This is a genomic window from Micromonospora inyonensis (genome assembly GCF_900091415.1).
Lineage (GTDB): Bacteria > Actinomycetota > Actinomycetes > Mycobacteriales > Micromonosporaceae > Micromonospora > Micromonospora inyonensis.
In genome coordinates this window covers 2,709,646-2,733,152 of the sequence record NZ_FMHU01000001.1, presented here as the reverse complement: position 1 = coordinate 2,733,152, position 23,507 = coordinate 2,709,646, and the positions used below count along the sequence as shown (strand labels likewise).

Genomic DNA, 23,507 nt, shown 5'->3' with positions numbered 1-23,507 from the left:
AGGCTTCCGGGCAACGCTTCGGAGCAGGTCGTTCCCGCCGCACCGGCGGTCGGCAGGACCCGCCGTCGAGGAGGCGCGACCCGCCGGACGTGCGACGACGGAGGCGCGATCCGCCGGATCCACCGGTGGTCGCGCCTCCGCCGTCGTTGCCTCAGTTGTCGTCCGTCCCGAGGATCGCAGGGGTGGCTTCCGCGCCACCCCGCCAGTCCATGTCGTCCTCGGTCAGCCAGGTGCTGCGGGTGCCGGGCTCGTCGTCGTCCCCGCCGGACATGGGCGCACCACCGAGCACACCGGGGCGCAGCGCCCCGGCCGCACCCGGCCGCCCGGCGCCGGCCCGGCCTCCGCCGACCGCCGCCCTGCTCTCCAGCCCGGTGCCACCGCCCGCGGGACGGGCCACCGGGGAGGAACCAGCACCACCGGCACCGGCGGCCAGCGCACCGGCACCGAGCACCCCACCTGCCGGTACCGCGGTCGAGGAGCCCCACGACGGACCACCGCCCGCGCCGGAGGTCCGGGTGCCGCCCGCCGTGCTCGCCACCATGCCGCCCGCCCCGGCCGCCCACCCGGCGAGCAGTGCCCCACTCCCGAGGGAGGGACCGGCCCCGGCCAGCGAGGTGCCCGCACCCGGACCGGTCGACGCGTGGAGGCCGGTGTCCGGGTCGCGTGACAGACCGCCCCCGTCGATGTCGGCGTGCCCGACCGTGCGCACACCGTCGGCCCGACTGGTGCCGGTGTGCGCCGGGGAACCGCTGTCCGGCACGCTGCTCGGCGTGGTCGCGCCCGGTCCGCTGCGCGGGTTGTACGTGGTCTCGCCCACCCCGCCCGGGGTGTCCACCGGCGGCGGGGGTGGCGGGCTCCACCGGTCGAAGGTGGAGAGGTCGTAACTGGCGGCCAACTCGGCCACCACCTTCACCATCCGCTGGTGCGCCTTCTCCTTCTCCTCCTGGTCCTGGAGGTGCCCGGCGATCGCCCCGATGACCGCTCCGCCCGGACCGAAGAGCGAGCCCTTCGCGGCGCCGCCGATCGTCTTGTCGTGGTCGTCGGTCTCCTCCGGGCTCTCGGCCTGCCGCTGTGCCGTCCGCAACGGCCCCGACATCAGCGACAGCCCCTCGTGGACCGAGCCCATTCCACTGGCCAGGTTGGTCGAGTACTGGACGACGAGCCCGACCCGGCGCTGGAACTCGTCGCCGGCGTCGCCGCTCCACGTCCGGTCGAGGGCGTCGAGGTCCTCCCGCAGGGCGCGACCGAGCCCGTCGACCGTGTCCTTCATCGAACTCCACGCCGTGGCGAGGGTGTCGATCTGCTCGGCGTCGCCAGCCTGCACGCCCTGGTAGAGCTGCTCGTGGCTGACCGGCTGGTAGCGCTGTACGTACTCGTCAGACACGCGGAGTCCCCTCCAGGCCGAGCGGATCGTCGACGCTACCGAGAACCCTGGCGATGTCGGCGGCGTTGGCCTTGTTCCGCGCCTCGGTCGTGCGGTAGTTGTCGAGAATCTTCTGGGTTGCCTCCTGCACCGCCACCAGGGAGCGCCGGAGCCGTTTCACGCGGTCGACGTACCGGGTGTGCAGGTCGGTGTACTGCCGCGTGCTGCTGACCGCGTCGGCGAACGCGCCGAGCGCGGGCGGCCGGCACTGCAATTCCGTGTTCAGTTTCTTGAGCAGTTGGTCGGCCTCGGTGATCCGACCGGCCAGCCGCCGGTGGAAATCCTCCAAGGACAGTACGTCGACCCTGGTCTTCGTACCCATGCAGCATCCCCGTGGTCGTCGTGGGTCTCGTCGCGGGCCTCAGCGTAGTTGACCGAGGCACGTCAGGCGACCCGGCCGTCCGGCCGGGCCTGCGCTAACCGTCACCCGGCTCGTCGCCGGGCGACGGGGAGGAGCCGGAGGTGGGTTTGGCCGATCCACTGGGTTCGCTCTCCCCCGGACCGTCGTCCCCGGTGGACTCGCCGGTCCGCCGCGGGCTGGGGGATCCGGACGGTGTGGGCTGCCCGGAGCGGGTGGCGGAGGGCGTGCCGGGGTCGAAGTAGTCGCGGGCCGCGTCGCGTTCCAGGACCGGCCCGATGGGGATCAGGGCCAGCAGCGAGGCCGGGACGGCGAGCGGGGTCACCCCGCCGTAGCCGAGGGCGGCCATCGCGTCGCCGGAGCGGGTGCCGAGGGGGTAACGGATCCCCTGGGAGGTGACCAGGTAGACGGTGGAGGCCGCCGCCCCCTGCCCGCCCTCGCCGACTCCGGGCATCGCCTGCACCAGGGCTCCCTTGCCGCCCGGCACGACCACCCGCTCCGCCGTCCGGACCTCGTCCCGGTCACCTTGGCGCACCTCGATCGAGCCGGGCGCGGACGGCGACAGCTCGGGTGGCGTACGGTCGAACACCTCGATCGTCGTGGTGCGCTCGCCCGCCGGACCCGCCCGGTACGTCGCGCAGACCGACGCCCGGAGCAGCCCCGCCTGTCGCAACTCGGGCAGCTTCTGCGGCATGCCCTCCTCCTCGAGGCGCTGGTCGCTGAGCGCCCGGCCCGCCTGCTCCGGGGTGATGTCCGTGACCTCGCCCCCGTCCTTGCGCAACAGCAACGCGGTGATCTCGCCGATCGGCACCAGGCCGTTCTTGGTCAGCACGTAGTGCTGGTCGGCGGCACGGAAGATCTGCCCGACCCGGGACGAGCCGGTACCGACCTCCACCCGGCTGCGCTCGTTGTCCCCGGAGAGGATCGGCGCCCTCAACCGCGGCCCGGCCGGCACCGCGTTGATCAGTTGCTGACCGACCTCGATCGGCCGGACGGAGGTCATCCTCAGTGCGGCGATCGCCGCATCGCCGCCGATGATCTGCATCCGGGTGTTGCGGGACAGCAGGTAGCGCCGGCTACCGGCCGCGACCAGAATCGCCTGGTCGCCGAGGGGCGAGCCACCGGAGATCTGTTGGTTGACGACCAGCCGGGTGGTCGACCGGCGCGTGTTGACGGTGTCCGGCGTGTTGCAGACCGACCAGGGCAGGCCGACCAGCGCCGACCGGTCCGGCAGGTCGTCGGGAGCGCCGACGATGCCGACCATCCGGCCACGGGGGCGTTCCCGGATGGACGCCTGGGACATCGACCGGACCGGCGCGGAGGCGTCGCCGAGGATCAGGCGGGCAGACGCGTAGTTCAACGTCGGGTACAGCCGCCCGTCGACGAAGACGTAGGTCGCCCCGGTCTCCTTCTCGATCACCAGGGTGTTCGGCTCGAGCGGGGCACCACCCTTGGTGACCAGGCCGTACACGCCCGCGCCGGCGAGCACGATCGCCGCGACCATGGCGCTGCCGAAGACCGCCAGGCCCAACCGTCGCATCGGCAGGTCGGTCGTCTCCGGATCGCCCGACAGCAGGGCCGAGACGATGCGGCGGGTGACGAACCGGTACGCCTGAACCTGGTCACGGCGGGTCCGCATGCACTACCTCCGGCAGGGGTGGGGGCTCCCGGACGAACAGGTCCGACGGCCGTTCCGGGCTTCCCTACGATAAGGGCCCCCCACGGACGACGGGATTCGCCGTCCGTACACCGGCGGCGGACGTCGGGGCGACCGGCGATCCAGAGGAGGAACACAGCGATGACCCAGGTAGAAGCGGCGCGCGGTCGCACGGTGGTCGCGCGGGCCGACCGGCCCCGCCGTGGCCGGCTCGGTCCGGTGACCGTGGGCCAGCTCGTCGTCCTGGAGGTCGGCGCGCTGACCGTGGGCGCGGTGTCGCAGGGGCAGGTCTGGGTGACCGGTGCGGTGGCCGCGCTGGTGCTCCTGGTGGTGCTGGCGACCTTCGCCCGGCGGGGCGGCCGCTGGTGGTACGAGGACCGTGCGCTGCGTCGCCGGCTGCGGCGGCGGGAGCGGGCCGCCCGACGGGCCGCGCTGTCCCCGGCGACGGCCGATCCGCGCCTGTCCGCGCTGGCCCCGGACCTGACCGTCACCGGATTCGAGGACCGGGGCAACCGGCTGGGTCTGGGGCAGGACGACCAGGGTTGGTTCGTGGCCTGCGTGGTCACCGTGCCGGGCGGAACGGCCGGGCCGCTGCCCGGAGCGGCGATCGACCAGGTGGTACGCGTGCTGGCCGGGTCGACCGGGCCGGCCTCGTCCACCCAGGTGGTCGCGCGCAGCCTGGTCTGGTACCCGAACCCGGGTCGACCGGCCGCCTACCGCCGGGACGTCTGGGTGGCCGCCCGCCTCCGGGTCGCGGACGCCCGCACCGAGGCGGTCAACCGGGGTGGCGGCATCGACGGCGTACGCCGGACCCTGGCGGCGGCCGCGGGCCGGATCGGCAAGGCGCTCACCGGCGCGGGGCTGGCCTACCGGATGCTCGACCCGGACGAGCTGACGGCGGCCCTGCTCACCGCGGCCGGGCTCGACGTGGCACCCGATTCGCAGGTGGAGAGCTGGACGGGCCTGGCGGGCCGGGGCTGGACGCAGCGCTGCCTGGAACTGCGCGGCCGACCGGATGCTCCGGTCGGCGCGCTGGCCGACGCGGTGACCGCCATCCCGGTGATGTCGCACACCCTGTCCGTGACGATCAACTCGGGCGGCCGGGCCGGCGTCCCGCTGCTCCGGGTCGCCTCCCCGGACAGCCGCGCCGACGACCTGTTGAAGACGGTCCAGGACGTGGCGCGGCGGCACTCGTTCGTGTCCCGCCAGCTCGACGGGTGGCACGGGCCGGCGGCCTACGCGTGCGCGCCGGTCGCCGTGGCGGACACGGCGACCGGCAGCGTCGCACTCGTCACGGGTTGATGTTGACGATCCAGCCGTACAGGCCGCAGACCCACGCGGCCAGCGGCACCACCGCGACGATCACGAGGATCTCCAGGATGTCCAGCACCCGCCCCCACACCGGGGAGATGTGCTTGCCGGCCACGGCCAGCCCGTAGACCAGGCTGACGACCGCCACCACCACCAGAGCGCCGAGCAGCGCCCCGAGGCGCAGCGGCGCCGCCAGCTGGGGGAAGACCGCCGCCGTCGTCAGCGCCAGGCCGAGGGAACCGGCGACCAGCACCGGGATCCGCTGGAGCCGGCTGACGAGCGGCCGGGCGCGCAGCAGCGAGAGCAGGGCCAGCACCGCGCAGAGCAGCACGGCCGGCAGCCGGCCGTCGACGGCGAGGACCACCTCGCCGCCGAGCACGACGATCGAGACCGTCCACAGCAGCCCGGTGAGGAACTGGTCCGCCCGGTCGCTGAGGGCGAGCAGCTGCCGGCTGTCGAACGACTCGTCGTCGGACTTGAGATCGTCCGGGCCGGTGGGAATGGACGGGACGGGCAGCCGGGCCAGCCGGTAGGCCGTCATCGGCAACGCGGGCAGCACCGCGAACGCGACCGTGGCCAGCAGCGCGGCTGCCGCGGCGGCGTCCACCCCGAAGGCGAGGCAGACCGTCGCGGCGAGCCCGAGGGCGGCACCGACCGCCGTGGCACCGAGGAACAGCGGCGCGCGGTCCCCCACCGCCACCGCGGCCACCGCACCGAAGACGAGCAGGGCGGTGGCGGCGAGCAGCACGTGCGGAGCGCCGACCTCGGTGGGCCGCCGGTCGCCGGCGAGCAGGAGCAGGCCGCCGACACCGGCGTACGCCAGGCTCACCAGGGCCAGCGCCGCGCCGGTCCGGCTGTCCCCCACCGCACGGGAGAGCACCGTCGCGGTGCCCAGGACCACGATCGCCACCACCAGGGCGACCAGCGCGCCGGGAAGTTGCGGCGGTCCCGCGAGGAGCGTCACGGCCGCGCCGCCGAGCAACGCCACCGAGGCGAACAGGACGGAGAACCGCCGGGTCGTGGCGAGCTGCCAGCCGCCCGGCCGCCGGTTGGTGGCGGTCGCCACCGCGTCGACCACGTCGTCGAAGACGACCTCCGGGCTCGTCGCGTCCCGGGGGTTGAAGTACAACACCTCACCGTCGCGCACCCCGAGCTGGCTCGCCGTCCGGCCGCCGTCGAGCGGTTGCCCGCCCAGCCGGGCCAGGGTCCAGCCGCCGTGCGCCACGCCCTGGTCGGCGAGATCCTCTCCGGCGTACCGGAGCAGGGTGGGCAGCAGATCAGCCAGGGGTACGTCGGACGGTAGGGCGAGATCCATCCGGGTTCTCGGCGCCACGATGGTGACCCGGCTCAGTTCGCCGGTCCCCGTCATCGTCACCAGGGCCTCCTCGCACTCGCTCGTAACCGGCGGTGACCGAGGGACGTCACCGCCTCCCCGCACCATGCCCAGGGGAGATTACCTACGGGGACCGGCACGTACGATGCCACCTGACGTGTCCCGTCCCGGGTAGCCGGACGTCATGCGCGATCGGGGGAGTTACGACGTGAGCACGGTGGTCTTCCGACGCCCTCCGCGAAAGGCCGGCCCGACCCTGCCGCGCGGTGAAGTGCTCCTGGAGTCCCCACCGGAGCTGCCGGAGCAGACGCCCCGCGGCCTGGGCCAGTTGCTGATGATCCTGCCGATGCTCTGCGGCGTCGGTGCGATGGCGTTCCTCTACGCCGGGCGGTCCGGCGGAACGATGACCTGGATCGCGGGTGGTCTGTTCGGCGTGTCGATGCTCGGCATGTTCCTCGGCTCGATGGGCAACGGCGGCAACGACAAGGCCGAGCTGAACGCCGAGCGGCGCGACTACATGCGGTATCTCACCCAGGTGCGCCGCAAGACCCGGCGCGCGGCGGAGCAGCAGCGGGCCGCCATGCGGTGGCGGCATCCGGAGCCGGACGCCCTCTGGTCGATCGCGGCGTCGCGCCGGTTGTGGGAGCGCCGGACCACCGAGGACGACTTCGGCGAGGCGCGGATCGCCACCGGGCCGCAGCGGCTGGCGGTACAGATCGTGCCCCCGGAGACCAAGCCGGTGGAGGACCTGGAGCCGATGAGCGCGATCGCGCTGCGCCGGTTCGTCCGTACCCACTCCACCGTGCCGGATCTGCCCACCGCGCTGTCGGTACGGTCGTTCAGCCGGGTGGCGTTGCGCGGTGAGCGTGAGGCGGTGCTCGGGCTGACCCGGGCGGTGCTGGGCCAGCTCGCCACCTTCCACGCCCCCGACGACCTGATCCTGGCGGTGGTCGCGGCACCTGACCGGCACCCGACCTGGGACTGGGTGAAGTGGCTGCCGCACGCGCAGCATCACGCTCGGGCCGACGCGGCCGGCCCGCGGCGGCTGGTCTTCACCAGCCTCGCCGAGGCGGAGCAGGCCCTGTCCAACGAGCTGGCCAGCCGCCCGAGGTTCAGCCGGGAGGCGAAGCCGTTCACCAACGGGCCGCACGTCGTGGTGGTCCTGGACGGCGGCGAGGTCCCGGCGACCTGCCAGCTCATCGGAATGGGGCTGCTCGGCACCACCGTCGTCGACCTCTCCGGCGCGGTGCCCCGCGACGTCGGCCGCTGGCTGATCTGCCTGGACGTCACCGACGGCTCCGGGTTGGACCTGGTCCAGGGGAAGTCCACCTCCCGGCTGGGCCGACCGGACCAGCTCGGCGAGGTCGCCGCGGAGGGGCTGGCCCGGCAGATCGCGCCCTACCGGCTGTCCCGGCAGACGGTCAGCGAGGAGCCACTGGCCCGCAGCATGGAGCTGCCGGACCTGTTGGGCATCGGGGACGCCGCCGGCGTGGACGTCCGGCAGACGTGGCGTCCCCGGTCGCACCGCGAGCGGCTGCGCATCCCGCTCGGGGTGGGCCCCGAGGGCAACGTGGTCGAGATCGACTTCAAGGAGTCGGCGCACGAGGGCATGGGCCCGCACGGCCTGGTCATCGGCGCCACCGGCTCCGGCAAGAGCGAGCTGCTGCGGACGGTGGTCGCCGGCCTGGCGGTCACCCACTCGTCGGAGGAGCTGAACTTCGTCCTGGTCGACTTCAAGGGTGGCGCCACGTTCGCCTCCCTGGACGTCCTGCCGCACACCAGCGCCGTGATCACCAACCTCGCCGACGAGTTGACGCTGGTCGACCGGATGCGCGACGCGCTCGCCGGCGAGATGAACCGGCGGCAGGAGGTGCTGCGCGCGGCGGGCAACTACATCTCCCGGTACGAGTACGAGAAGGCGCGGGCCGCCGGCGAACCGCTGGAGCCGATGCCCAGCCTGATGATCATCTGCGACGAGTTCAGCGAACTACTCGCCGCCAAGCCTGACTTCATCGACCTGTTCGTGATGATCGGCCGGCTCGGCCGCTCGCTCGGCGTCCACCTGCTCCTGGCCAGCCAGCGGCTGGAGGAGGGGAAGCTGCGCGGCCTGGACACGCACCTGTCGTACCGGATCGGCCTGCGGACCTTCTCGGCGGTGGAGAGCCGGATCGTGCTCGGTGTGCCCGACGCCTACGAGCTGCCCAGCGCGCCCGGCCACGGCTACCTGAAGTCGGACACCGCCACCATGCTGCGGTTCCGGGCCGCCTACGTGTCCGGCCCGTACCGTGCCCCCGGCCGCCGGAGCGGCACCTCGCAGGCCGCCCTCCAGCGCAGCGTCGTGCCGTACGGGGTGGACTTCGTCCCGGTCCAGCGGATCGAGACCCCGGTGGAGGCCACCGGGCCGGAGGAGCCGGCCGAGTCGGGCAAGGTGACCACCATGCTCGACGTGATCACCGAGCGGCTCCGGGGGCAGGGCACCCCGGCGCACCAGGTGTGGCTGCCGCCGCTGGGGGCACCGCCCAGCCTGGGCGAGCTGTACGGCACGCTGACCGTGGACCCGAGGTTGGGGTTGACGGTGCCCGGGTGGACCGGACGCGGGCAGCTCACCGTGCCGGTCGGTGTGGTGGACCGGCCGTACGAGCAGCGCCGGGACGCGATGATGGTGGAGCTGGCCGGCTCGGGCGGCAACGTGGTGATCGTGGGTGCGCCGCTGAGCGGCAAGAGCACCATGCTGCGGTCCATGCTGGCGTCGCTGGCGCTCAGCCACACCCCACGCGAGGTGCAGTTCTTCTGCCTCGACTTCGGTGGTGGAGCGCTGCGCAGCCTGGAACGGCTGCCGCACATGGCGGGCGTGGCGCGACGCCGGGACGTCGAGGCGGTCCGCCGTACGGTCGCCGAGGTGGTCACCATCATCGACGAACGGGAGGCCCGGTTCGCCCAGCACGGCATCGACTCGGTGGCCAGCTACCGGCGCCGCCGGGCGGCCGGTGAGTTCGCCGACGACCCGTTCGGCGACGTCTTCCTGGTCGTCGACGGATGGCACACGCTGCGCCAGGAGTACGAGGAGCTGGAGCAGACCATCACCAACCTCGCCGGCCGGGGGCTCGGGTTCGGCATCCACGTGGTGCTCACCGCGGCCCGCTGGGCGGAGATCCGCATCAACATGCGGGACCTGCTCGGCACCAAGCTGGAGCTGCGGCTCGGTGACCCGACCGAGTCCGAGATCGACCGGCGGGCGGCGGTCAACGTGCCGCCGAAGTCCCCCGGACGGGGCCTGACCCCCACCAAGTTGCAGTTCCTCGCCGCGGTGTCCCGGATCGACGGCCGGAACGCGATCGACGACCTGACCGAGGCGTCGGTCGCCCTGGCCGAGCAGGTGGCGGCGGCCTGGCCAGGAGCGCCCGCGCCGAAGGTCCGGCTGCTCCCCCGCAAGCTGCCGGTGACCGAGCTGGCCCGGGTCGTGGACCGTTCCGCGCCCGGCGTGCCGATCGGGGTCAACGAGTCGGCGCTGGCCCCGGTCTACCTGGACCTGGCGAGCGAGCCGCACCTGACCGTCTTCGGTGACGTCGAGTGCGGCAAGACGAACCTGCTGCGGCTGATCGCCCGGGGCATCGTCGAGCGGTACACCCCGGCCGAGGCCCGACTGGTCATCGCCGACTACCGCCGGGGTCTGCTGGGTGCCGTCGAGGGCGACCACCTGCTCGAGTTCGCCCCGTCCAACCAGGTGTTCGCCCAAGGGCTCGGGTCGATCCGGAGCGCACTGCAGAACCGGCTGCCCGGCGCGGACGTCACCACCGCCCAACTGCGCGACCGGAGCTGGTGGAAGGGACCGGACCTGTACATCCTGGTCGACGACTACGACCTGGTCGCCTCCGGCGGCAACAACCCGCTCAGCGCGCTGCACGAGCTGCTGCCGCAGGCCCGCGACATCGGCCTGCACCTGATCGTCACCCGACGGGCCGGCGGGGTCGCGCGGGCCCTCTACGAGCCGGTCCTGCAACGCCTGCGCGAGCTGGACTCGCCGGGCCTGCTGATGTCCGGCAACCGGGAGGAGGGGGCCGTCTTCGGAACGCTGCGCCCGAGCCCGCAGCCGCCCGGCCGGGGCACGCTGGTGCGTCGGCGCGACGGTCAGCAGCTGATCCAGACCGCCTGGTGCGAACCGTGACATACGCCGAGAGGGCCCGCCGGTCGGCGGGCCCTCTCGGTCTGACGAACCACGGGCGCGGTTCCGGCGGGTGACCGTCGGTCCCGCCGGCCGGGGCTGCTACCGGCGCTTCCGGTCCCTCTGGACCCACCACACGCCGAGCAGCACCAGCCCCATGAACAGCAGGATCCACATCGCCAGGAACAGCAGGTCGCCCACGGGTGCCCCTTCCGGCCGCTCAGCGGCGGCTGTTGAACCGGCTGGCCTGCACGATCGCGTCGTTGACCGAACGCGACACGGCCTCCAGCATGCCGTCCATGTTCTTGCGGATGTCCCGCGCCTCGCCGAGCACGTCACCCAGGTCGGAGGTGCCCAGCGTGTCGGACATGGCCTTGGCGACCGCCTCCTGCACACCCCGCTGGGCACCGTTGAACGCCTCGGTGATCAGCTCGGCGAGGGTGTAGGAGTCCAGTCGCATCGCCCGCGAGTTGATTTCCAGCTGACGGAGCGTGCCGTCCGCCCCCAGCTCGACCGACACCATTCCGTCCTCGGTGTCGTATCTGCTGGTGACCTCGGCCAGCAACGTCTCCACCTCGGACAGCTGTTGCATCCGCTGCTCGCTGTCGCGCAGGATGCGCTCCAGGTCGTCCACGTTCGGGGTGTTCATCACAGGCTCTTTCGATGTCGTGGCGGGTACGGTCAGCCGCCCTGGACCTCGAAGCGCCGGGGCGCCTCGTAGTCGATGCGGATCTGCTCGAAGTCCGGCGCGGTGGGGATGCTGCCGCTCTTGGAGTCCAGGTTGATCTTGCCGTAGGCGACGGCGGCCAGCATGGCCGCGACGGCCGTGATCAGACCACCGAGCAGGACGGCGACCTTGGCGGAGAGCGCGGCCAGGGTCAACCCGACCATCTCGATCATCACCCGGGCGGCGGCCGAGGTGTACGGGATGAACAGCAGCACCACCAGTCCGATCAGGATGACCAGGCAGGCACCGGCGAAGGCCAGCAGGGCCACGAACGAGACCATGTACGCGTTGGAGACGGTGTCCAACGTGCTGGCGATGTCGCTGGCGGCGGTGCGGAACTGCTCGATCTCGCCCTTGAAGTTGGTCAGCGAGTCGGCGAACGCGTCCTTGTCGTCGGCCGTCCAGTCGTCACCCTTGCCGAGCGCGTTGTCCAGGTGGGTGGCGAACGTGCCGAGGTCGTTCGCGATCTCCTTCCAGCTGGCTGCCGCGTCGGACATGTCGTTCGGATTCGCCGCCATGGTGCCCACGGCGATCACGGCGATGACCGCGGTCTTCGCGATCTTCGCGTTCGCCTCGACCGCTGTCTTCACGGCCGCGAACATCACGGCATTGACGACGCTGACCATGCTCGGCTCCCCGTCTCACTCTGCTGCTTCGTCAGGACCGGTCGCCCCGTCACGTGGTCACGACCGTGTTCGCGTTCTCGGCCCTGATCCAGGTGTCCCGGGCCGTCGCCAGTTCGTCGAGGTAGTCGTCGACGGTCTCGCGGATCTCGTTCAGCGCCGTCGAGGCCTTCTCCCGGGCGTCGCCGTACGCCATGGCGAGCGGAATGCCGATGACGCCGAAGTGCGGGAAACCGATCTCGGTGTCCGCGAGCTTCGCCTTGATCGCGTCGACACCGTTTGGACCGGAGAGGGCGTTCCTGCGCATGTGCTCCCGGATCGCCTCGATCGCTTCGGACGAGATGTGCTTGCTGGTCATCCGGGGTCGCTCCTTCGTCGACGGCCTGCGGGCGGCACGGGGCGAACTGTAGCAAAGACACTCCTCGACGCATTCCCCGTGACCTGCGGACGATGGTCGCCCCTGACCTCCGCCCCGAATGGACACGTACGGTCCGGACCCGGTCACCGAGCGACCAACCCGGCTCCCGACCGTAGTGAACAGGGGCGTTCCGGGCTACACCGCGTGGACTCCGTGGGTTACCGTCTGGGCGGAAGTGTCCGTCGGTGGGGTGTGACCGCTCTACCGCGGGGGGAGACGCGGCGCGTCAAGCCGCCACAGAAGACGGAAGGGTGTGACATGGCGTTCGAGGTCGAAGCTGCGACCCTGCATACCGCCGCGAGTGACGTGCGCTCCACGCGCAGCGAGGTCGACGGTGAGCTGAAGAAGCTGTGGAACGTCGTCGACGACCTGGCCATGGCCTGGAAGGGCGGGGCGTCGACGGGTTTCCAGCAGCTGATGCAGCGGTGGAACGAGGACACCAGCAAGCTGCTGACGGCGATGGACAACATCGCCGACCTGCTCGACAAGTCGGGCACCACGCACCAGGTGAACGACGAAGAGCAGCAGCAGATGCTGGACAAGTTCCACGCTGCCCTCAACCCGTGACCAGGCGACCGCAGAGGGGTACATCGTGACGATCAAGGTTGACTACGCGGTCCTCGAGGCCAGCAACGCGCAGATGCAGACCATCTCGCGAACCATCGACGAGAAGCTGGACACGCTCCGGCAGATGCTCAGCAAGCTCCAGTGGGACGGTGAGGACCGGGTCTCCTACGAGCAGCACCAGACCCAGTGGGACACCGCCGTCCGGGATATCAACAAGATCCTGAACGACATCGGCGGGGCGGTGGGCATCGCCCGCGAGAACTACGTGTCCACCGAGATGAGCAACTCGAAGATGTGGCACTGAGATAATCGCCAGCGCGGCTCCGGTCCGGTCCGACCGGCCGGAGCCGCACTGTGTCGGGTGGTCGGCGTCCGGGGAGAACGATGCGTAGGAGAGACGGCGTCCGCGCGGGCCGGCGGGCCGCAGCGGGGCTGCTGGCCGTACTGGTCGCCACCGGCACCGGCGTGCTGGCCACTCCCCCGGCGGCCCACGCCGAGACCGTCCGCGGGCATCAGTGGTACCTGGACACCCTGCGGATTGCCCAGGCGCACAAACTGAGCAAGGGCAGCGGCGTCACCGTCGCGGTTGTCGACGGTGGGGTGGACGCCTCCCACCCGGACCTGCGCGGCCAGGTCCTGCCGGGCCACGGGATCGGCGGTGACGCCGCCGCCGACGGCCGCCGGGACGCCAACCGGATCGGGCACGGTACCGGCATGGCGGGTCTGATCGCCGGCCGTGGCGGGGGCACCGACCGCCTCCTGGGCATCGCCCCGGCGGCGAAGATCCTGCCGGTGTCGGTCGGGGCGCGGTTCGATCCGGGCGAGCTGCCCACGGCGATCCGCTGGGCGGTGGACAACGGCGCGGACGTCGTCAACCTGTCCCTCGGTACCCCCGGCCGACCCGACCGCGCCGAACTCGACGCGATCCGCTACGCCCTGGACAAGGACGTCGTCGTGGTCGCCTCGGCCGGCAACCGGGAGCAGGGTGACACCGCCGTCACGTCACCGGCCAACATCCCCGGCGTGGTCGCGGTCTCCGGTCTCGCCCGCAGCGGTGTGCTCTTCGACGGATCGGTCCGGGGTGCCGAGGTGGTGCTGGCCGCCCCGCAGGAGCGGATCATCAGCCCCCGCCCGTACGCGGTCTCGAAGAACGGCTACGGACTGACCAGTGGCACCAGCGACTCCGCCGCCATCGTCTCCGGGGTGGCCGCGCTGGTGCGGTCCCGCTACCCGGATCTCGACGCGGCCAATGTGGTCAACCGGTTGATCCGGACCGCCGAGGACGAGGGCCGGCCGGGCCGGGACGACCTCTACGGCTTCGGTGCCGTGGACCCGGTGGCCGCGCTCAGTGGCACGGTGCCGGCGGTACGCGGCAACCCGCTGGTGGCACCGGCGACGGCCGACCCGGCGGAAGCATCCACCGGCGAGGCGGACGAGCGGGGCATCTACGGCTTCAGCGTGACGAACAAGGCCGGCGCGGCGCTCCAGGTCGGCCTCTGCCTGGCGGTGGTCGTCGGTGTGATCGTCCTCATCGTGCTGGCCCGCCGGTCCGCGCGGCGACGGACCGCTGCCGGTCCGCCCGGTCCGCCGCCGCCCGCTGGCTGGCCACCGGCCGGTCCGCCGCCGCACGCTGACTGGCCACCGGCCGGTCCGTCGTGGCACCCGCCGTCCGGCCAGCACCCGAGGTACCCGCCGGCACCCCCCACCGCCCACCCGCACGCCGCGCCGGTGCCCGGTTCGGCTCAGCCGCCCGCCGGGCCGGTGCCCCCGGCCCAGGCCGCACCACCGCGCACCGACGTGGACCGCTAGCGTCCACGGCCGAGCGGGACGACACGACAGCCAACGGGGAGGACACGGATGACTGACAGAACTTCACAGCCGGATCAGGTCGAGGTGGACACCCCGCGCATCCCGCTGTCGCCGACCCTTCCGGTCAGCATCAACGGCTTCGGTATGGACAACGTCAACCGCGCCGAGACGCCGTCGGACCTGGTCGCCGGCCCGAACGAGGCCGGCGTCAAGACCGAGTGGGACGCGTCCAGCCTGGACGGCGCGATCCGGTGGCTGGAGTCGCACGCCTCCTACCTGCGCCGGCTCTACCACGGCATGGCCGACATCCAGGACCTGATGGGTGGCGCCGGTGCGGCCGCCGCCACGGGCATGCCGTCCGGCGTGAGCGGAGTCCAGAAGAGCCCACTGGGGGGTTTCACCTGGGCGGGCCGGTTGACCCAGAAGCACGCCAACCTCTACACCGGCACCGAGTCGGGAGTGCTCGACCTGGCCAACCGGCTGGAGGACGCGGTCGAGGTGCTGCGGAAGGTCAAGGAGAACTACCAGACGGCGGAGCGGGCCAACGAGATGACCGCCGAGCAGATCAGACAGATCTTCGCGGACGCCGCCTCCGGCGGCGAGAGCTAGGGCGGGAGCGGGCCTGATGGGTGTCAGTTGGGAAGAGATGTGCCAGCAGGTCGTCATCGACGGCCGGCCCGGTGACGTGGCCAGCGCCGCCCTCGGGTGGACGGAACTGCTGAAGAACCTGCGCAGCGTCAAGGAGAGCCTGGAGAAGAACACCGCGGACCTGGGGGCGGTCTGGAAGGGGCCGGCGTTCGACGCGTTCAAGACGCACATCGACGGGGTCGCCAAGACCACCGGGCAACTGATCGACGATGCCGAGGAGGGCGACGGCATCGTCCACTCCCTGAACGCCGCCGCGGACCGGCTGACCGAGGCGCAGCGGGAGTTCCCGATCCCGGCTTCGTGCGTCAACGACGTGCTGGAGGCCCGCAACGGGCACCTCACCATCGGTGTCGGCTTCTTCGAGGCGAAGGTGGCCCCGGACTTCCTCGGCCTGCTGGATCCGATCGCCGGGCTGGCCGACTGGCTCAACGACCGCACCGACGAGGCCGCCCAGGTCTACGAGCGGGTCAACAACCAGTACCAGGGCCAGGCCGGCACCATGCCGGGCGAGACGAGCGCGCTCCCGACACAGCGGAACCCCAACCTGGAAACCCCGAACCTGAACACCGGCGGCGGTGGAGGGGGCGCGGGTTCGGTACCCTCGCTGCCCGGCGGTCCCGGCACGGGCCGGCCGCCCGGCACGCCGGACGTCGGGACGCCCACGAACCCCGACCTGTCCACGCCCAACCCGCACCTCGACCGGGATCCCGACCACAACCTGCCCGACACGACCACGCCCGACCTCGACCAGTCCCCGCCCGGCACGGTCGACGTCGACGAGGAGCAGTACGGTTCCGGGCTGGCCAGCGCCGGTCCGACGACCGGTGTCGGTGGTGGAGGTCTGCCGAGCACGGCCGGCCTGGGCGGCGGGGGCGGTCTCGGCGGTGGAGCCGGCTCGGGATCGATTCCCGGTGGCGGCGCGCTCGGCCGTCCCGTCGCGACGATGATGCCGCCGATGATGGGTGGCAGTGCCGCTGGCGCGGGCAAGGGCGGCGGCCGGGGCGCCGGTGGAAAGCTCGGGGCGGGCGGTCGCCTGGGCGGGGGCATGGCGCCCGGCATGCTCGGCGGGGCCGGTGGCGCGGGTGGCCGGGGCGCCGGTGGAGGCCGGGGTACCGGTGCGACGGCCACCGGGGCGCGGGGCGCTGGGGGCCGGGGTGGCCTGGTCGGCGGTGCCGGTGCCGGCTACGGGGAGGACGATGCCACCCGGAGCACCTGGCTCGACGAGGACGAGGACGTCTGGGGCGCGGACGGCGACAGCCTGCCGGGCATCCTGCGCTGAGGTGGTAGCAGGGGTCCCTTGTTACCGCATTCTGCGGAGCAGGGGGCCCCTGCAAACACCCGGCGGTAGAGCGGAAGGCGCCCGGAGGCGGCGGGTGGGCAGGCTGCGCGTGAGGCGCCGGGCTCAGGGCCTCGTCGGTTCGGGGGCCGCGTCGTCCGGCGCTTCCAGTGGCCTCCGGCCGGGCCGCCAGCCCCGCCGCCGGCCCGACCGGACGACCGGCCGGGAGACCAGCAGGACGACGGCGAGGAGCGCGCCGATCGCGGCAGCCCAGATCGCCACGACCCGTTCCCGCGCCCACGGGTCGGTCACCGGCGTCGGTTCGGCCATCGCCCCCAGCGGCGGATCGCTGCGCGTGCCGAGCAGGTTGCTGACCGCCCGGTACGGGTTGACCACTCCGTGCCCGACCTGGTCGTTGCGCCCCTCCGGCGGGGCGTCCGCGGTACGGGCCAGCCGGCTGGCGACCTGCGCCGGGCTGAGTTCGGGGTGCGCCGCGCGGACCAGTGCGGCCACCCCGGAGACGTACGCTGCCGCGAAACTGGTGCCCCCCTCGGGCTCGGTGAGCCACCCGCTACCGCCGGGTGCCGGGGCGACGATGTTGTGCCCGGGCGCGGCGATGTCGACGTAGTCGCCGCTGATCGAGGTGCCGACGTGGCCCCCCTGCTCGTCGACGCCGGCGACGGCGATCACTCCGGGGTAGCCGGCCGGATAGGCGGGCTCGTCCCGTTGCTGCTGCTGGTTGCCGGCGGCGGCCACCACCACGACCCGGTTGTCCAGGGCGTACTCGACAGCGGCGGCCAGTTGCGGGGTGGGCAGGGTCTCCAGCGAGAGGTTGATGACCTCGGCATCGTTGTCGACCGCGTACCGGATGGCCTGGGCGATCTGGCCGGGCAGGCTCTCGTCGTTGGTGCGCCGGGTGTCCGGCAGCACGCGCAGCGGCAGAATCCGGGCGGACGGCGCGATGCCGGTGAAGGGCGTCCCGGCCTCCGCCCGGCCGGCGATGATGCCCGCCACCATGGTCCCGTGGCCGGCCAGGTCGCACTGCCCGGCGTGCTGCGGCAGGCCGCTGAAGTCGCGGCCGTCGCGGACCCGCCCCCGCAGGGCCGGATGGGTGGCCGAGACACCGGAGTCGATGACGGCGACCAGGACGCCGCTGCCACGGGTCATCCGCCAGGCTGCCCCCGGTTCCAACCGCCGTAGCGGCCAGGGCGTCGTCGTGGGCGCGCGTTCGCCGGACGGGCCGCACTTGGGCGCGGCGCGACCGGGAGTCGGGGGTACGACGAGGGTCGCCAGCAGCGCGACCACGGCACCGCAGAGCACCGCCCGCCACCGGGCCGGTCCTCGGGTGGCACCCGCCCGGAGCGGGCGGCGGTTCCCGGAGCGTCCGTGCACGGGAGCCAGGTTACCGAGGTGGCCCCCGGGCCGGGCGGTCGGGCGGCCGGGGCACGCGTCGGGGGCGGAGCGATCCGGTCACCGTCCGATAGGGTCACCGGCGACCAGGCGTGCCGATCGATGAGGAGACACGAATGAGTGCGCGGCTGTCGGCCCTGTGCCGGAGAGTCCTGGCCGTCGCGGCCGGGCTCGCGCTGACCGCCCTCGGGACGCCGGTGTCCGCCGGGGCCGCGGTGCCCCCGCTGGAGCGGCAGTGGCACCTGGACGCGCTGCGGGTCGGCGAGGCACACCGGATCTCCACCGGTGAGGGCGTCACCGTCGCGGTCATCGACACCGGGGTGTACGCGGAGCACCCCGACCTGGCCGGCCGGGTCCTCGACGGCACGCGGCTGATCGGCCGGGACGACAAGGGCAAGGTCGACGAACGCAACCACGGGACCGGGGTGGCGGGGCTGATCGCCGCGCGGGGCGGCGGCCGCGGTCGTGCCCTGGGCATCGCCCCGGGGGCGAGGATCCTGCCGGTGACCGTCGCGACGAACACCTTCGCCGGCAGCAACCTGCCGGAGGGCATCCGGTACGCGGTCGACCACGGCGCAAAGGTCGTCAACATCTCCAACGGCGGCCCCACGACCAGCTCCGCCCTCACCGAGGCGGTGCGGTACGCGCAGTCGAAGGACGTCGTGGTGGTCGCCGCCGCAGGCAACGCCGAGCAGGGAGACACCGGGGTGCTCTATCCGGCTCGACTTCCCGGTGTGATCGCGGTCGGTGCCACCGGCCGGGACGGCGAGCCGTGGTCGGGCGCGACCCGGGGCGAGCAGATCGCCATCACCGCCCCCGGGGTGGACGTCTCCACCACCGCCGGCCGGTGGTCGGACCTGACCGAGGGCGGCTACGTCACCGTGGACGGTACGAGCGCGGCGGCGCCGCTGGTGGCCGGGGCGGCGGCGCTGATCCGGGCGCGCTATCCCGAGGCGAGCGCGGCGGACGTGGTCAACCGGTTGGTGTCCACCGCCCGGGACGCCGGGCCGCCCGGTCGGGACGACCGATACGGCTTCGGCAGGCTCGACCTGGTCCGGGCGCTGACCGCCGACGTGCCCCCGGTCGACGCGAACCCGCTGGGGGCGGTGCCGACGGCAGCGTCGGAGGAGACCGCGGCGCAGGAGAGCGGCGGCCTCGACCTCAGGCCGCTCGTCCCGGTCGTGATCGGGCTGCTGGTGGTGGCGGCCCTGGCGGTGCTGGTCGTCGTGCTGCTGGTGGTCCGCCGGAGCAACCGTCCCACCAGCCACTAGGCGAACGGCCCGATCGGACACGACCGCGCAGGGTCGGGTCCACTTCGCTGGACCCCGGTGCACCGGTTGACGAACGCCGCCGGGAGCTGCCGACGCCGACGGGCCGTTTCCCTTCCGCAAATCCACACGGACACCGTCCGGCCTGCCAGGATTCGCCTGACAGGCCGGAAGCCTCTAGCAACCGGGCAGCATGCTCCAGGCGATGCCGTCGAGGATGTCGTGCTCGCTGGCGACCAGCGCGGACATACCGGCGCGTTCCATGATCACGCGGAGCACCAGGGCGCCGGCCCCGATCACGTCCGCCCGGCCCGGGTGCATCACCGGGATCTCCAGCCGCTGGGCGCGCGTCCTGCCGAGCAGGTCGGCGGTCACCCCGGCCACCGTCTCGTACGACACCCGGGCGTGGTGGATCCGCTCCGGATCGTACTCGTGCAGGCCCTGAGCGATGGCGACCACGGTGGTGACCGAACCGGCGAGCCCGACCAGGGTGGCGGCCCGCCGCCCCGGCACGACGGTGAGCGCGCGGTCCACCGCCGCCGCGACGTCCGCCTCGGCGGCGGCCACCTCCGCCGGGGTCGGCGGGTCGCCGTGCAGGTGCCGCTCGGTCATCCGGACGCAGCCGATGTCCACCGAGATCGCCGCCTCGACGCCGTCCTCACGGGTGCCGAGGACGAACTCGGTGGATCCGCCACCGATGTCGACCACCAGATACGGCGCTTCGGCGTCGGTCGGCAGCCCACGCACCGCGCCGGTGAAGGAGAGCCGGGCCTCCTCGTCGCCGGTGACCACCTCCGGTGCGACGCCGAGGGTCCGTTCCACCATGGCCCGGAAGTCGGCGGCGTTCGAGGCGTCCCGGGAGGCGGAGGTGGCGCACATCCGCACCCGGTCCACGCCCTGCTTCTCGATCTCCGCCGCGTACCCGGCCAGCGCGACGCGAGTCCGCTCGATCGCCTCGGGGGCGAGCCGGCCGGTCTGGTCCACGCCCTGACCGAGCCGGACGATCTCGAGCCGCCGGCTGATGTCGGTCAGGGGTGCCGTCGGGCCTGCCGAAGCGTCCGGCAGGTCGGCGATCAGGAGTCGGATCGAGTTGGTGCCGCAGTCGATGGCCGCCACGCGCGTCGTCACGGCAGCAACCCTACGGCAGCGGCCGGACCGGTGCCGACGGCCCGGCCGGGGTGGGCGGCGGGTTCGGCGGCGGGCCGGCCCCGGCGGCCGGCGGGCCGGTCCGGGTCGGCGGCGGGCCGGTCCGGGTCGGCGGCGGGCCCGCCGAGGCGGCCGGCGTACCGGTCCGTCGGCGTCGCCACCGGAGCAGCAGGACCGGCAGCCACGGCACGACGCCCACCGCGACCAGCAGGGACAGCAGCGGCAGCGGCCACCAGAACGGGACACCGGCCGACAGTGTCGGCTGGGACGTGGTGTCCGGCATCCACGGGTAGGCGGTCTTGCCCCAGGCCAGGAAGGCGTCCCCGATCGGCATCGCCCCGAGGGCGTACCGCTTCGTCCACGGGGTCTGCACCGGCACCCCGGCCAGCTCGCCGTAGTTCGCCAGCGCCCCGGCGAGCCGGTGGTCGCCGTGCCGCTGCGCCGCCCCCAGGGTGACCACGGTGGCCGAGAGGCTCACCCCGAGCAGCAGCGGACCCGAGTCGACGTCCCCCGGACCGTCCAGTCCCTCCGGGTACTCCCGCACCGCCGGGCCCAGCCCGAGCGGCGTGGCCAGGTAGCGGTCCCGGAACACCCGGTACTGCTGGCGGGCGAAGACCGGGTCGATCTCGGGCAGGAACCGGTGGATGACGCTCTGCGAGGTTCCCCGGGCCACCTCGGCCGGCACGCCGGTGACCGGGTCGACCCGGTGCGGCATCAGTCCGGTACGCGGGTCCAGCCGCTGCCGGACCCCGTCGAGCCACCGGTCGATGGTGCCCTGGAAGCGGGGCGGCAGCAGCGTGTCGTGCAGCCGTAGCGAGGCCACCGCCACGGTGGAGTCCACCGGCCACGCCTGCTGCGGATAGGCGGTCAGGTACGGCGTGGTCGACGCGTCGAAGGCCGCGCCGAGCGCGGCGGACGTCTCGGCGAAGCGGCGCACCTCGGCCGGGTCGCGACCCTCCGCCGGGCGCAGGGCGAGCACCCCGCCGCGCAGCCAGTTCGTCCAGCCCTGGTGGAACACCCCGTACGGCGGGGTGAGCGCCGGGTCGAACGGAGCCACCCCGGCGGGCGACTCCAGCCGGGCCAGCGCCCAGCGGGCCTCCCGCGAAGACTCCTCCCGGCGCGCGGGCTCGCGCATGCCCAGCTCCACCCAGGCGAGTCCGTAGAGGACGTGCGCGAAGAAGTACCCCTCGGGGAAGAGCGTCTGGGCGTCCTCGCCCGCGCCGTCGTCGAGGGCGGCCCGCAGGAAGGCCAGTTGCCGGGCCACTCCGGGCGGCTCGCCACCCCCTGCCGTGGCCGGCGCGACCAGGCGGACCACCCCGACCAGGGCGACCAAACTCACCAGTGCCCCGACCAGCCCGGCCAGCCGACGAAGGACGATCATGCGGACCAGGGTGCCTGTGCTGGTCAAGCGTCGGGGTGTTTGCAGGGGACCCCTGCTCGACAAAATGCGGTAACAGGGGACCCCTGCTACCACCCAAGGCGGTCAGGGGCGGTCAGAGGCGCAGCAGCATCCGGGTGTTGCCGAGGGTGTTCGGCTTGACCCGTTCCAGGTCGAGGAACTCCGCCACACCCTCGTCGTACGAGCGCAGCAGCTGCTCGTAGACCGGCTGCGGGACCGGCGCGCCGTCGATCGCCTCGAACCCGAACGAGCCGAAGAACCGGGTCTCGAAGGTCAGCACGAAGATCCGTCCCACGCCCAGCTCGCGGGCTCCGTCGATCAGGTCGGCGACGATCCGGTGGCCGAGCCGCTGGCCCCGGCACGCCGGGTCCACCGCGACCGTCCGGATCTCGGCCAGGTCCTCCCACATCACGTGCAGCGCGCCGCAGCCCACCACGGTGCCGTCGGTGACCCGTTCGGCGACCCGGAACTCCTGCACGTCCTCGTAGAGGGTGACGGTGGCCTTGCTGAGCAGCCGCCGATCGTCGGTGTACGTGTCCACCAGGCGGCGGATGCCCCGTACGTCCGACGTACGCGCCCGCCGGACGGCGAACTCCGCGCTGCTCATTCGTCCGCCGGCACGTCCACGCACGGCCCGGCGGCCCACCACCGTTCCACCAGCGCCAACGTCTCGTCGCCGAACGGGTTCACCCCCGGCCCCGCGCCGAGCGCGTGCCCGAGGTGCACGTGCAGGCACTTCACCCGTCCCGGCATGCCCCCGGCGGAGATGCCGGCGATCTCCGGCACCTGGCCGATCGCCTCCCGCCGGGCGAGGTAGTCCTCGTGGGCGGCCCGGTAGCGGGCGGCCAGCTCCGGGTCGGTGGCGAGCCGCTCGGCCATCTCCTTCATCAGCCCGGCCGACTCCAGCCGGCTGCACGCGGCCGTGGCCCGGGGACAGGTCAGGTAGAACAGGGTCGGGAACGGGGTGCCGTCGGCGAGCCGGGGGGTGGTCTCCACCACGTCGGGCAGGCCGCACGGGCAGCGGTGGGCCACCGCGCGGGTGCCCCGGGGCGGGCGTCCGAGCTGGGCGGCCACCGCTGCCAGGTCGGCCCCGGTCGCCGGCTCCCGCTTCGGCGGGGGTACGGAGTCCGCCGCCGGCTCCGGCGGGGGTGCGAGTGTCACGGTCGTCATCTCTCGTCGGTGCTGTTCGGTCGTCCGGACGACCAGGTCGAGGCCGTACCCGGTGTCGTGGGTCGTCCAACCGGCGTCCCGAATTCACCCGTCCGGGCGTTCGGCGGTGTCCGGGTGCTCGCCCCGTCCGGTGGTCGGGTCCACCCCGGGCTCACTTGTCGGGGCGCTCGGCGTTGGCCGCCTCGATGCTCGACCAGAGGGTGTCGTACCACGGGTCGTCGCTGCGCGGACGCTCGGAGCGGGGTGGCAGCGGACCGGTCCCCTGGTCGGCCGGGGCCTGGCCCTTGAGCACCACCACCAGCGTCTCGCCGGGGCGGCCCATGAAGAACCGCTCCCGGGCCTGGGTCTCGATGTAGGCCGGGTCCTGCCACTTGGCCGCCTTGACGGAGAGCTCCTCGATCAGCTCCCGCTGGGCGGCCTGGGCGGCCTCCATCCGCTCGATGTCGGCCTGCTGGTCGAGGTAGACCCGGACCGGGTAGGTGTAGCCGAGGGCGAGCGCGATGAGCACCGCGAAGAGCACGGTGGCCCGCCCGGTGAAGCGTCGGGGACGGGGTGCGGTGAGCCGCTTGACGGTGCCACCGGCGGCCGTCCGGCGGGCCGCCGCGGGGCGGCTCGCGGAGCGTACGCCCTCGGCACCCCGGGCGGCGCCCGGAGCGCGACCGGCGGTGCCACGCGACTCGGCGCGGACGCCGTCCCGGCTGGTGGTCCGCACGCGGGCCCCACCGGGCCGGCCGGGATGACCCGGCCGGCGGACGGGGCGCTGCCCGCCCGGTGTGCGGCGCGGCTGCATCGTCGTCACACC

The 23,507-nt window shown here is 73.3% G+C and carries 21 protein-coding genes; 8 read left to right on the top strand and 13 right to left on the bottom strand.

What is annotated here, in order from left to right; genetic code table 11:
* Positions 1-151: 151 nt before the first annotated feature.
* From GA0074694_RS12330 to eccB, 3 genes are all read right to left on the bottom strand, one after another.
* Positions 152-1,384, bottom strand: coding sequence for a WXG100 family type VII secretion target (locus tag GA0074694_RS12330; RefSeq protein ID WP_091457250.1), 1,233 nt, complete (start codon positions 1,382-1,384; stop codon positions 152-154).
* Positions 1,377-1,745, bottom strand: coding sequence for a hypothetical protein (locus tag GA0074694_RS12325; RefSeq protein ID WP_091457247.1), 369 nt, complete (start codon positions 1,743-1,745; stop codon positions 1,377-1,379). The genes GA0074694_RS12330 and GA0074694_RS12325 overlap by 8 nt, the downstream gene beginning before the upstream one ends.
* A gap of 94 nt (positions 1,746-1,839) precedes the next feature.
* Positions 1,840-3,420 (bottom strand): type VII secretion protein EccB, encoded by a 1,581-nt coding sequence (gene eccB / locus GA0074694_RS12320; RefSeq protein ID WP_091457244.1) that lies wholly within the window; start codon positions 3,418-3,420, stop codon positions 1,840-1,842.
* Positions 3,421-3,579: 159 nt separating this feature from the next.
* On the opposite strand from eccB, the gene GA0074694_RS12315 reads away from it, so the two are divergent.
* Positions 3,580-4,740, top strand: coding sequence for a type VII secretion protein EccE (locus GA0074694_RS12315; protein WP_091457241.1), 1,161 nt, complete (start codon positions 3,580-3,582; stop codon positions 4,738-4,740).
* Here the strand turns inward: GA0074694_RS12315 and eccD are convergent.
* Positions 4,730-6,118 carry a type VII secretion integral membrane protein EccD gene (gene eccD, locus GA0074694_RS12310; RefSeq protein WP_245714743.1) on the bottom strand — a complete coding sequence of 463 codons (1,389 nt, stop codon included), beginning with the start codon at positions 6,116-6,118 and terminating at the stop codon, positions 4,730-4,732. The two genes, GA0074694_RS12315 and eccD, sit on opposite strands and share 11 nt — an antisense overlap.
* Before the next feature lie 172 nt (positions 6,119-6,290).
* Between eccD and eccCa the strand changes: the two genes are divergently transcribed.
* The gene (gene eccCa / locus GA0074694_RS12305; RefSeq protein WP_091457237.1) at positions 6,291-10,247 is read left to right on the top strand and encodes a type VII secretion protein EccCa; all 3,957 of its coding nucleotides are present in this window, start codon (positions 6,291-6,293) and stop codon (positions 10,245-10,247) included.
* A 217-nt stretch (positions 10,248-10,464) separates the two neighbouring features.
* On the opposite strand, the gene GA0074694_RS12300 is transcribed toward eccCa, so the two are convergent.
* From GA0074694_RS12300 to GA0074694_RS12290, 3 genes are read right to left on the bottom strand one after another with little or no spacing between them, the layout of a single operon-like run.
* Positions 10,465-10,893 (bottom strand): YbaB/EbfC family nucleoid-associated protein, encoded by a 429-nt coding sequence (locus GA0074694_RS12300; protein WP_091457233.1) that lies wholly within the window; start codon positions 10,891-10,893, stop codon positions 10,465-10,467.
* Between the two features lie 32 nt (positions 10,894-10,925).
* Entirely contained in the window at positions 10,926-11,597 is a 672-nt protein-coding gene (locus tag GA0074694_RS12295) for a WXG100 family type VII secretion target (RefSeq protein WP_091457229.1), read from the bottom strand.
* 49 nt (positions 11,598-11,646) lie between these two features.
* Positions 11,647-11,952 (bottom strand): hypothetical protein, encoded by a 306-nt coding sequence (locus GA0074694_RS12290; RefSeq protein WP_091457225.1) that lies wholly within the window; start codon positions 11,950-11,952, stop codon positions 11,647-11,649.
* A gap of 318 nt (positions 11,953-12,270) precedes the next feature.
* Here GA0074694_RS12290 and GA0074694_RS12285 point away from each other — a divergent pair, with 318 nt between their 5' ends.
* The 5 genes from GA0074694_RS12285 (at position 12,271) to GA0074694_RS12265 (ending at position 16,315) form a co-directional block, all read left to right on the top strand.
* Positions 12,271-12,579: a WXG100 family type VII secretion target gene (locus GA0074694_RS12285; RefSeq protein WP_091457222.1), complete on the top strand. Its 309-nt coding sequence runs from the start codon at positions 12,271-12,273 to the stop codon at positions 12,577-12,579.
* A 25-nt stretch (positions 12,580-12,604) separates the two neighbouring features.
* Positions 12,605-12,883 carry a WXG100 family type VII secretion target gene (locus GA0074694_RS12280; RefSeq protein WP_091457218.1) on the top strand — a complete coding sequence of 93 codons (279 nt, stop codon included), beginning with the start codon at positions 12,605-12,607 and terminating at the stop codon, positions 12,881-12,883.
* A gap of 80 nt (positions 12,884-12,963) precedes the next feature.
* Positions 12,964-14,388, top strand: a complete 1,425-nt coding sequence (locus GA0074694_RS12275; protein WP_218105676.1) for a S8 family serine peptidase — start codon at positions 12,964-12,966, stop codon at positions 14,386-14,388.
* A 48-nt stretch (positions 14,389-14,436) separates the two neighbouring features.
* Positions 14,437-14,997: a hypothetical protein gene (locus tag GA0074694_RS12270; protein ID WP_091457214.1), complete on the top strand. Its 561-nt coding sequence runs from the start codon at positions 14,437-14,439 to the stop codon at positions 14,995-14,997.
* A 16-nt stretch (positions 14,998-15,013) separates the two neighbouring features.
* The gene (locus tag GA0074694_RS12265; protein WP_141714063.1) at positions 15,014-16,315 is read left to right on the top strand and encodes a WXG100 family type VII secretion target; all 1,302 of its coding nucleotides are present in this window, start codon (positions 15,014-15,016) and stop codon (positions 16,313-16,315) included.
* Between the two features lie 123 nt (positions 16,316-16,438).
* Here GA0074694_RS12265 and mycP (GA0074694_RS12260) read toward each other — a convergent pair whose 3' ends face one another.
* Positions 16,439-17,704 (bottom strand): type VII secretion-associated serine protease mycosin, encoded by a 1,266-nt coding sequence (gene mycP, locus GA0074694_RS12260; RefSeq protein ID WP_176737882.1) that lies wholly within the window; start codon positions 17,702-17,704, stop codon positions 16,439-16,441.
* 134 nt (positions 17,705-17,838) lie between these two features.
* On the opposite strand from mycP (GA0074694_RS12260), the gene mycP (GA0074694_RS12255) reads away from it, so the two are divergent.
* Positions 17,839-18,993 (top strand): type VII secretion-associated serine protease mycosin, encoded by a 1,155-nt coding sequence (mycP, locus tag GA0074694_RS12255; protein WP_091457201.1) that lies wholly within the window; start codon positions 17,839-17,841, stop codon positions 18,991-18,993.
* A 174-nt stretch (positions 18,994-19,167) separates the two neighbouring features.
* Here the strand turns inward: mycP (GA0074694_RS12255) and GA0074694_RS12250 are convergent, their stop codons facing one another.
* From GA0074694_RS12250 to GA0074694_RS12230, 5 genes are all read right to left on the bottom strand, one after another.
* The gene (locus GA0074694_RS12250) at positions 19,168-20,106 is read right to left on the bottom strand and encodes a Ppx/GppA phosphatase family protein (RefSeq protein WP_091457199.1); all 939 of its coding nucleotides are present in this window, start codon (positions 20,104-20,106) and stop codon (positions 19,168-19,170) included.
* 22 nt (positions 20,107-20,128) lie between these two features.
* Positions 20,129-21,517: a hypothetical protein gene (locus GA0074694_RS12245; protein WP_176737881.1), complete on the bottom strand. Its 1,389-nt coding sequence runs from the start codon at positions 21,515-21,517 to the stop codon at positions 20,129-20,131.
* A gap of 112 nt (positions 21,518-21,629) precedes the next feature.
* Complete coding sequence (locus GA0074694_RS12240; protein WP_091457192.1) at positions 21,630-22,142, bottom strand: amino-acid N-acetyltransferase; 513 nt, start codon at positions 22,140-22,142, stop codon at positions 21,630-21,632.
* A complete protein-coding gene (locus GA0074694_RS12235; RefSeq protein ID WP_091459036.1) occupies positions 22,139-22,696 on the bottom strand; it encodes a DUF501 domain-containing protein in 558 nt (185 codons plus the stop codon). The genes GA0074694_RS12240 and GA0074694_RS12235 overlap by 4 nt, the downstream gene beginning before the upstream one ends.
* Positions 22,697-22,856: 160 nt before the next feature.
* Positions 22,857-23,495, bottom strand: coding sequence for an FtsB family cell division protein (locus GA0074694_RS12230; RefSeq protein ID WP_091457188.1), 639 nt, complete (start codon positions 23,493-23,495; stop codon positions 22,857-22,859).
* Positions 23,496-23,507: the final 12 nt, after the last annotated feature.

What these genes read in the sequence shown, in the direction of transcription:
- GA0074694_RS12315 (WP_091457241.1), top strand. Translation starts at nt 3,580, where the DNA reads ATGACCCAGGTAGAAGCGGCGCGCGGTCGCACGGTGGTCGCGCGGGCC.
- GA0074694_RS12295 (WP_091457229.1), bottom strand. Translation starts at nt 11,597, where the DNA reads ATGGTCAGCGTCGTCAATGCCGTGATGTTCGCGGCCGTGAAGACAGCG.
- mycP (WP_091457201.1), top strand. Translation starts at nt 17,839, where the DNA reads ATGAGTGCGCGGCTGTCGGCCCTGTGCCGGAGAGTCCTGGCCGTCGCG.
- GA0074694_RS12325 (WP_091457247.1), bottom strand. Translation starts at nt 1,745, where the DNA reads ATGGGTACGAAGACCAGGGTCGACGTACTGTCCTTGGAGGATTTCCAC.
- GA0074694_RS12300 (WP_091457233.1), bottom strand. Translation starts at nt 10,893, where the DNA reads ATGAACACCCCGAACGTGGACGACCTGGAGCGCATCCTGCGCGACAGC.
- GA0074694_RS12275 (WP_218105676.1), top strand. Translation starts at nt 12,964, where the DNA reads ATGCGTAGGAGAGACGGCGTCCGCGCGGGCCGGCGGGCCGCAGCGGGG.
- eccD (WP_245714743.1), bottom strand. Translation starts at nt 6,118, where the DNA reads ATGACGGGGACCGGCGAACTGAGCCGGGTCACCATCGTGGCGCCGAGA.
- GA0074694_RS12285 (WP_091457222.1), top strand. Translation starts at nt 12,271, where the DNA reads ATGGCGTTCGAGGTCGAAGCTGCGACCCTGCATACCGCCGCGAGTGAC.
- GA0074694_RS12240 (WP_091457192.1), bottom strand. Translation starts at nt 22,142, where the DNA reads ATGAGCAGCGCGGAGTTCGCCGTCCGGCGGGCGCGTACGTCGGACGTA.
- GA0074694_RS12230 (WP_091457188.1), bottom strand. Translation starts at nt 23,495, where the DNA reads ATGCAGCCGCGCCGCACACCGGGCGGGCAGCGCCCCGTCCGCCGGCCG.
- eccB (WP_091457244.1), bottom strand. Translation starts at nt 3,420, where the DNA reads ATGCGGACCCGCCGTGACCAGGTTCAGGCGTACCGGTTCGTCACCCGC.
- GA0074694_RS12290 (WP_091457225.1), bottom strand. Translation starts at nt 11,952, where the DNA reads ATGACCAGCAAGCACATCTCGTCCGAAGCGATCGAGGCGATCCGGGAG.
- GA0074694_RS12265 (WP_141714063.1), top strand. Translation starts at nt 15,014, where the DNA reads ATGGGTGTCAGTTGGGAAGAGATGTGCCAGCAGGTCGTCATCGACGGC.
- GA0074694_RS12245 (WP_176737881.1), bottom strand. Translation starts at nt 21,517, where the DNA reads ATGATCGTCCTTCGTCGGCTGGCCGGGCTGGTCGGGGCACTGGTGAGT.
- GA0074694_RS12270 (WP_091457214.1), top strand. Translation starts at nt 14,437, where the DNA reads ATGACTGACAGAACTTCACAGCCGGATCAGGTCGAGGTGGACACCCCG.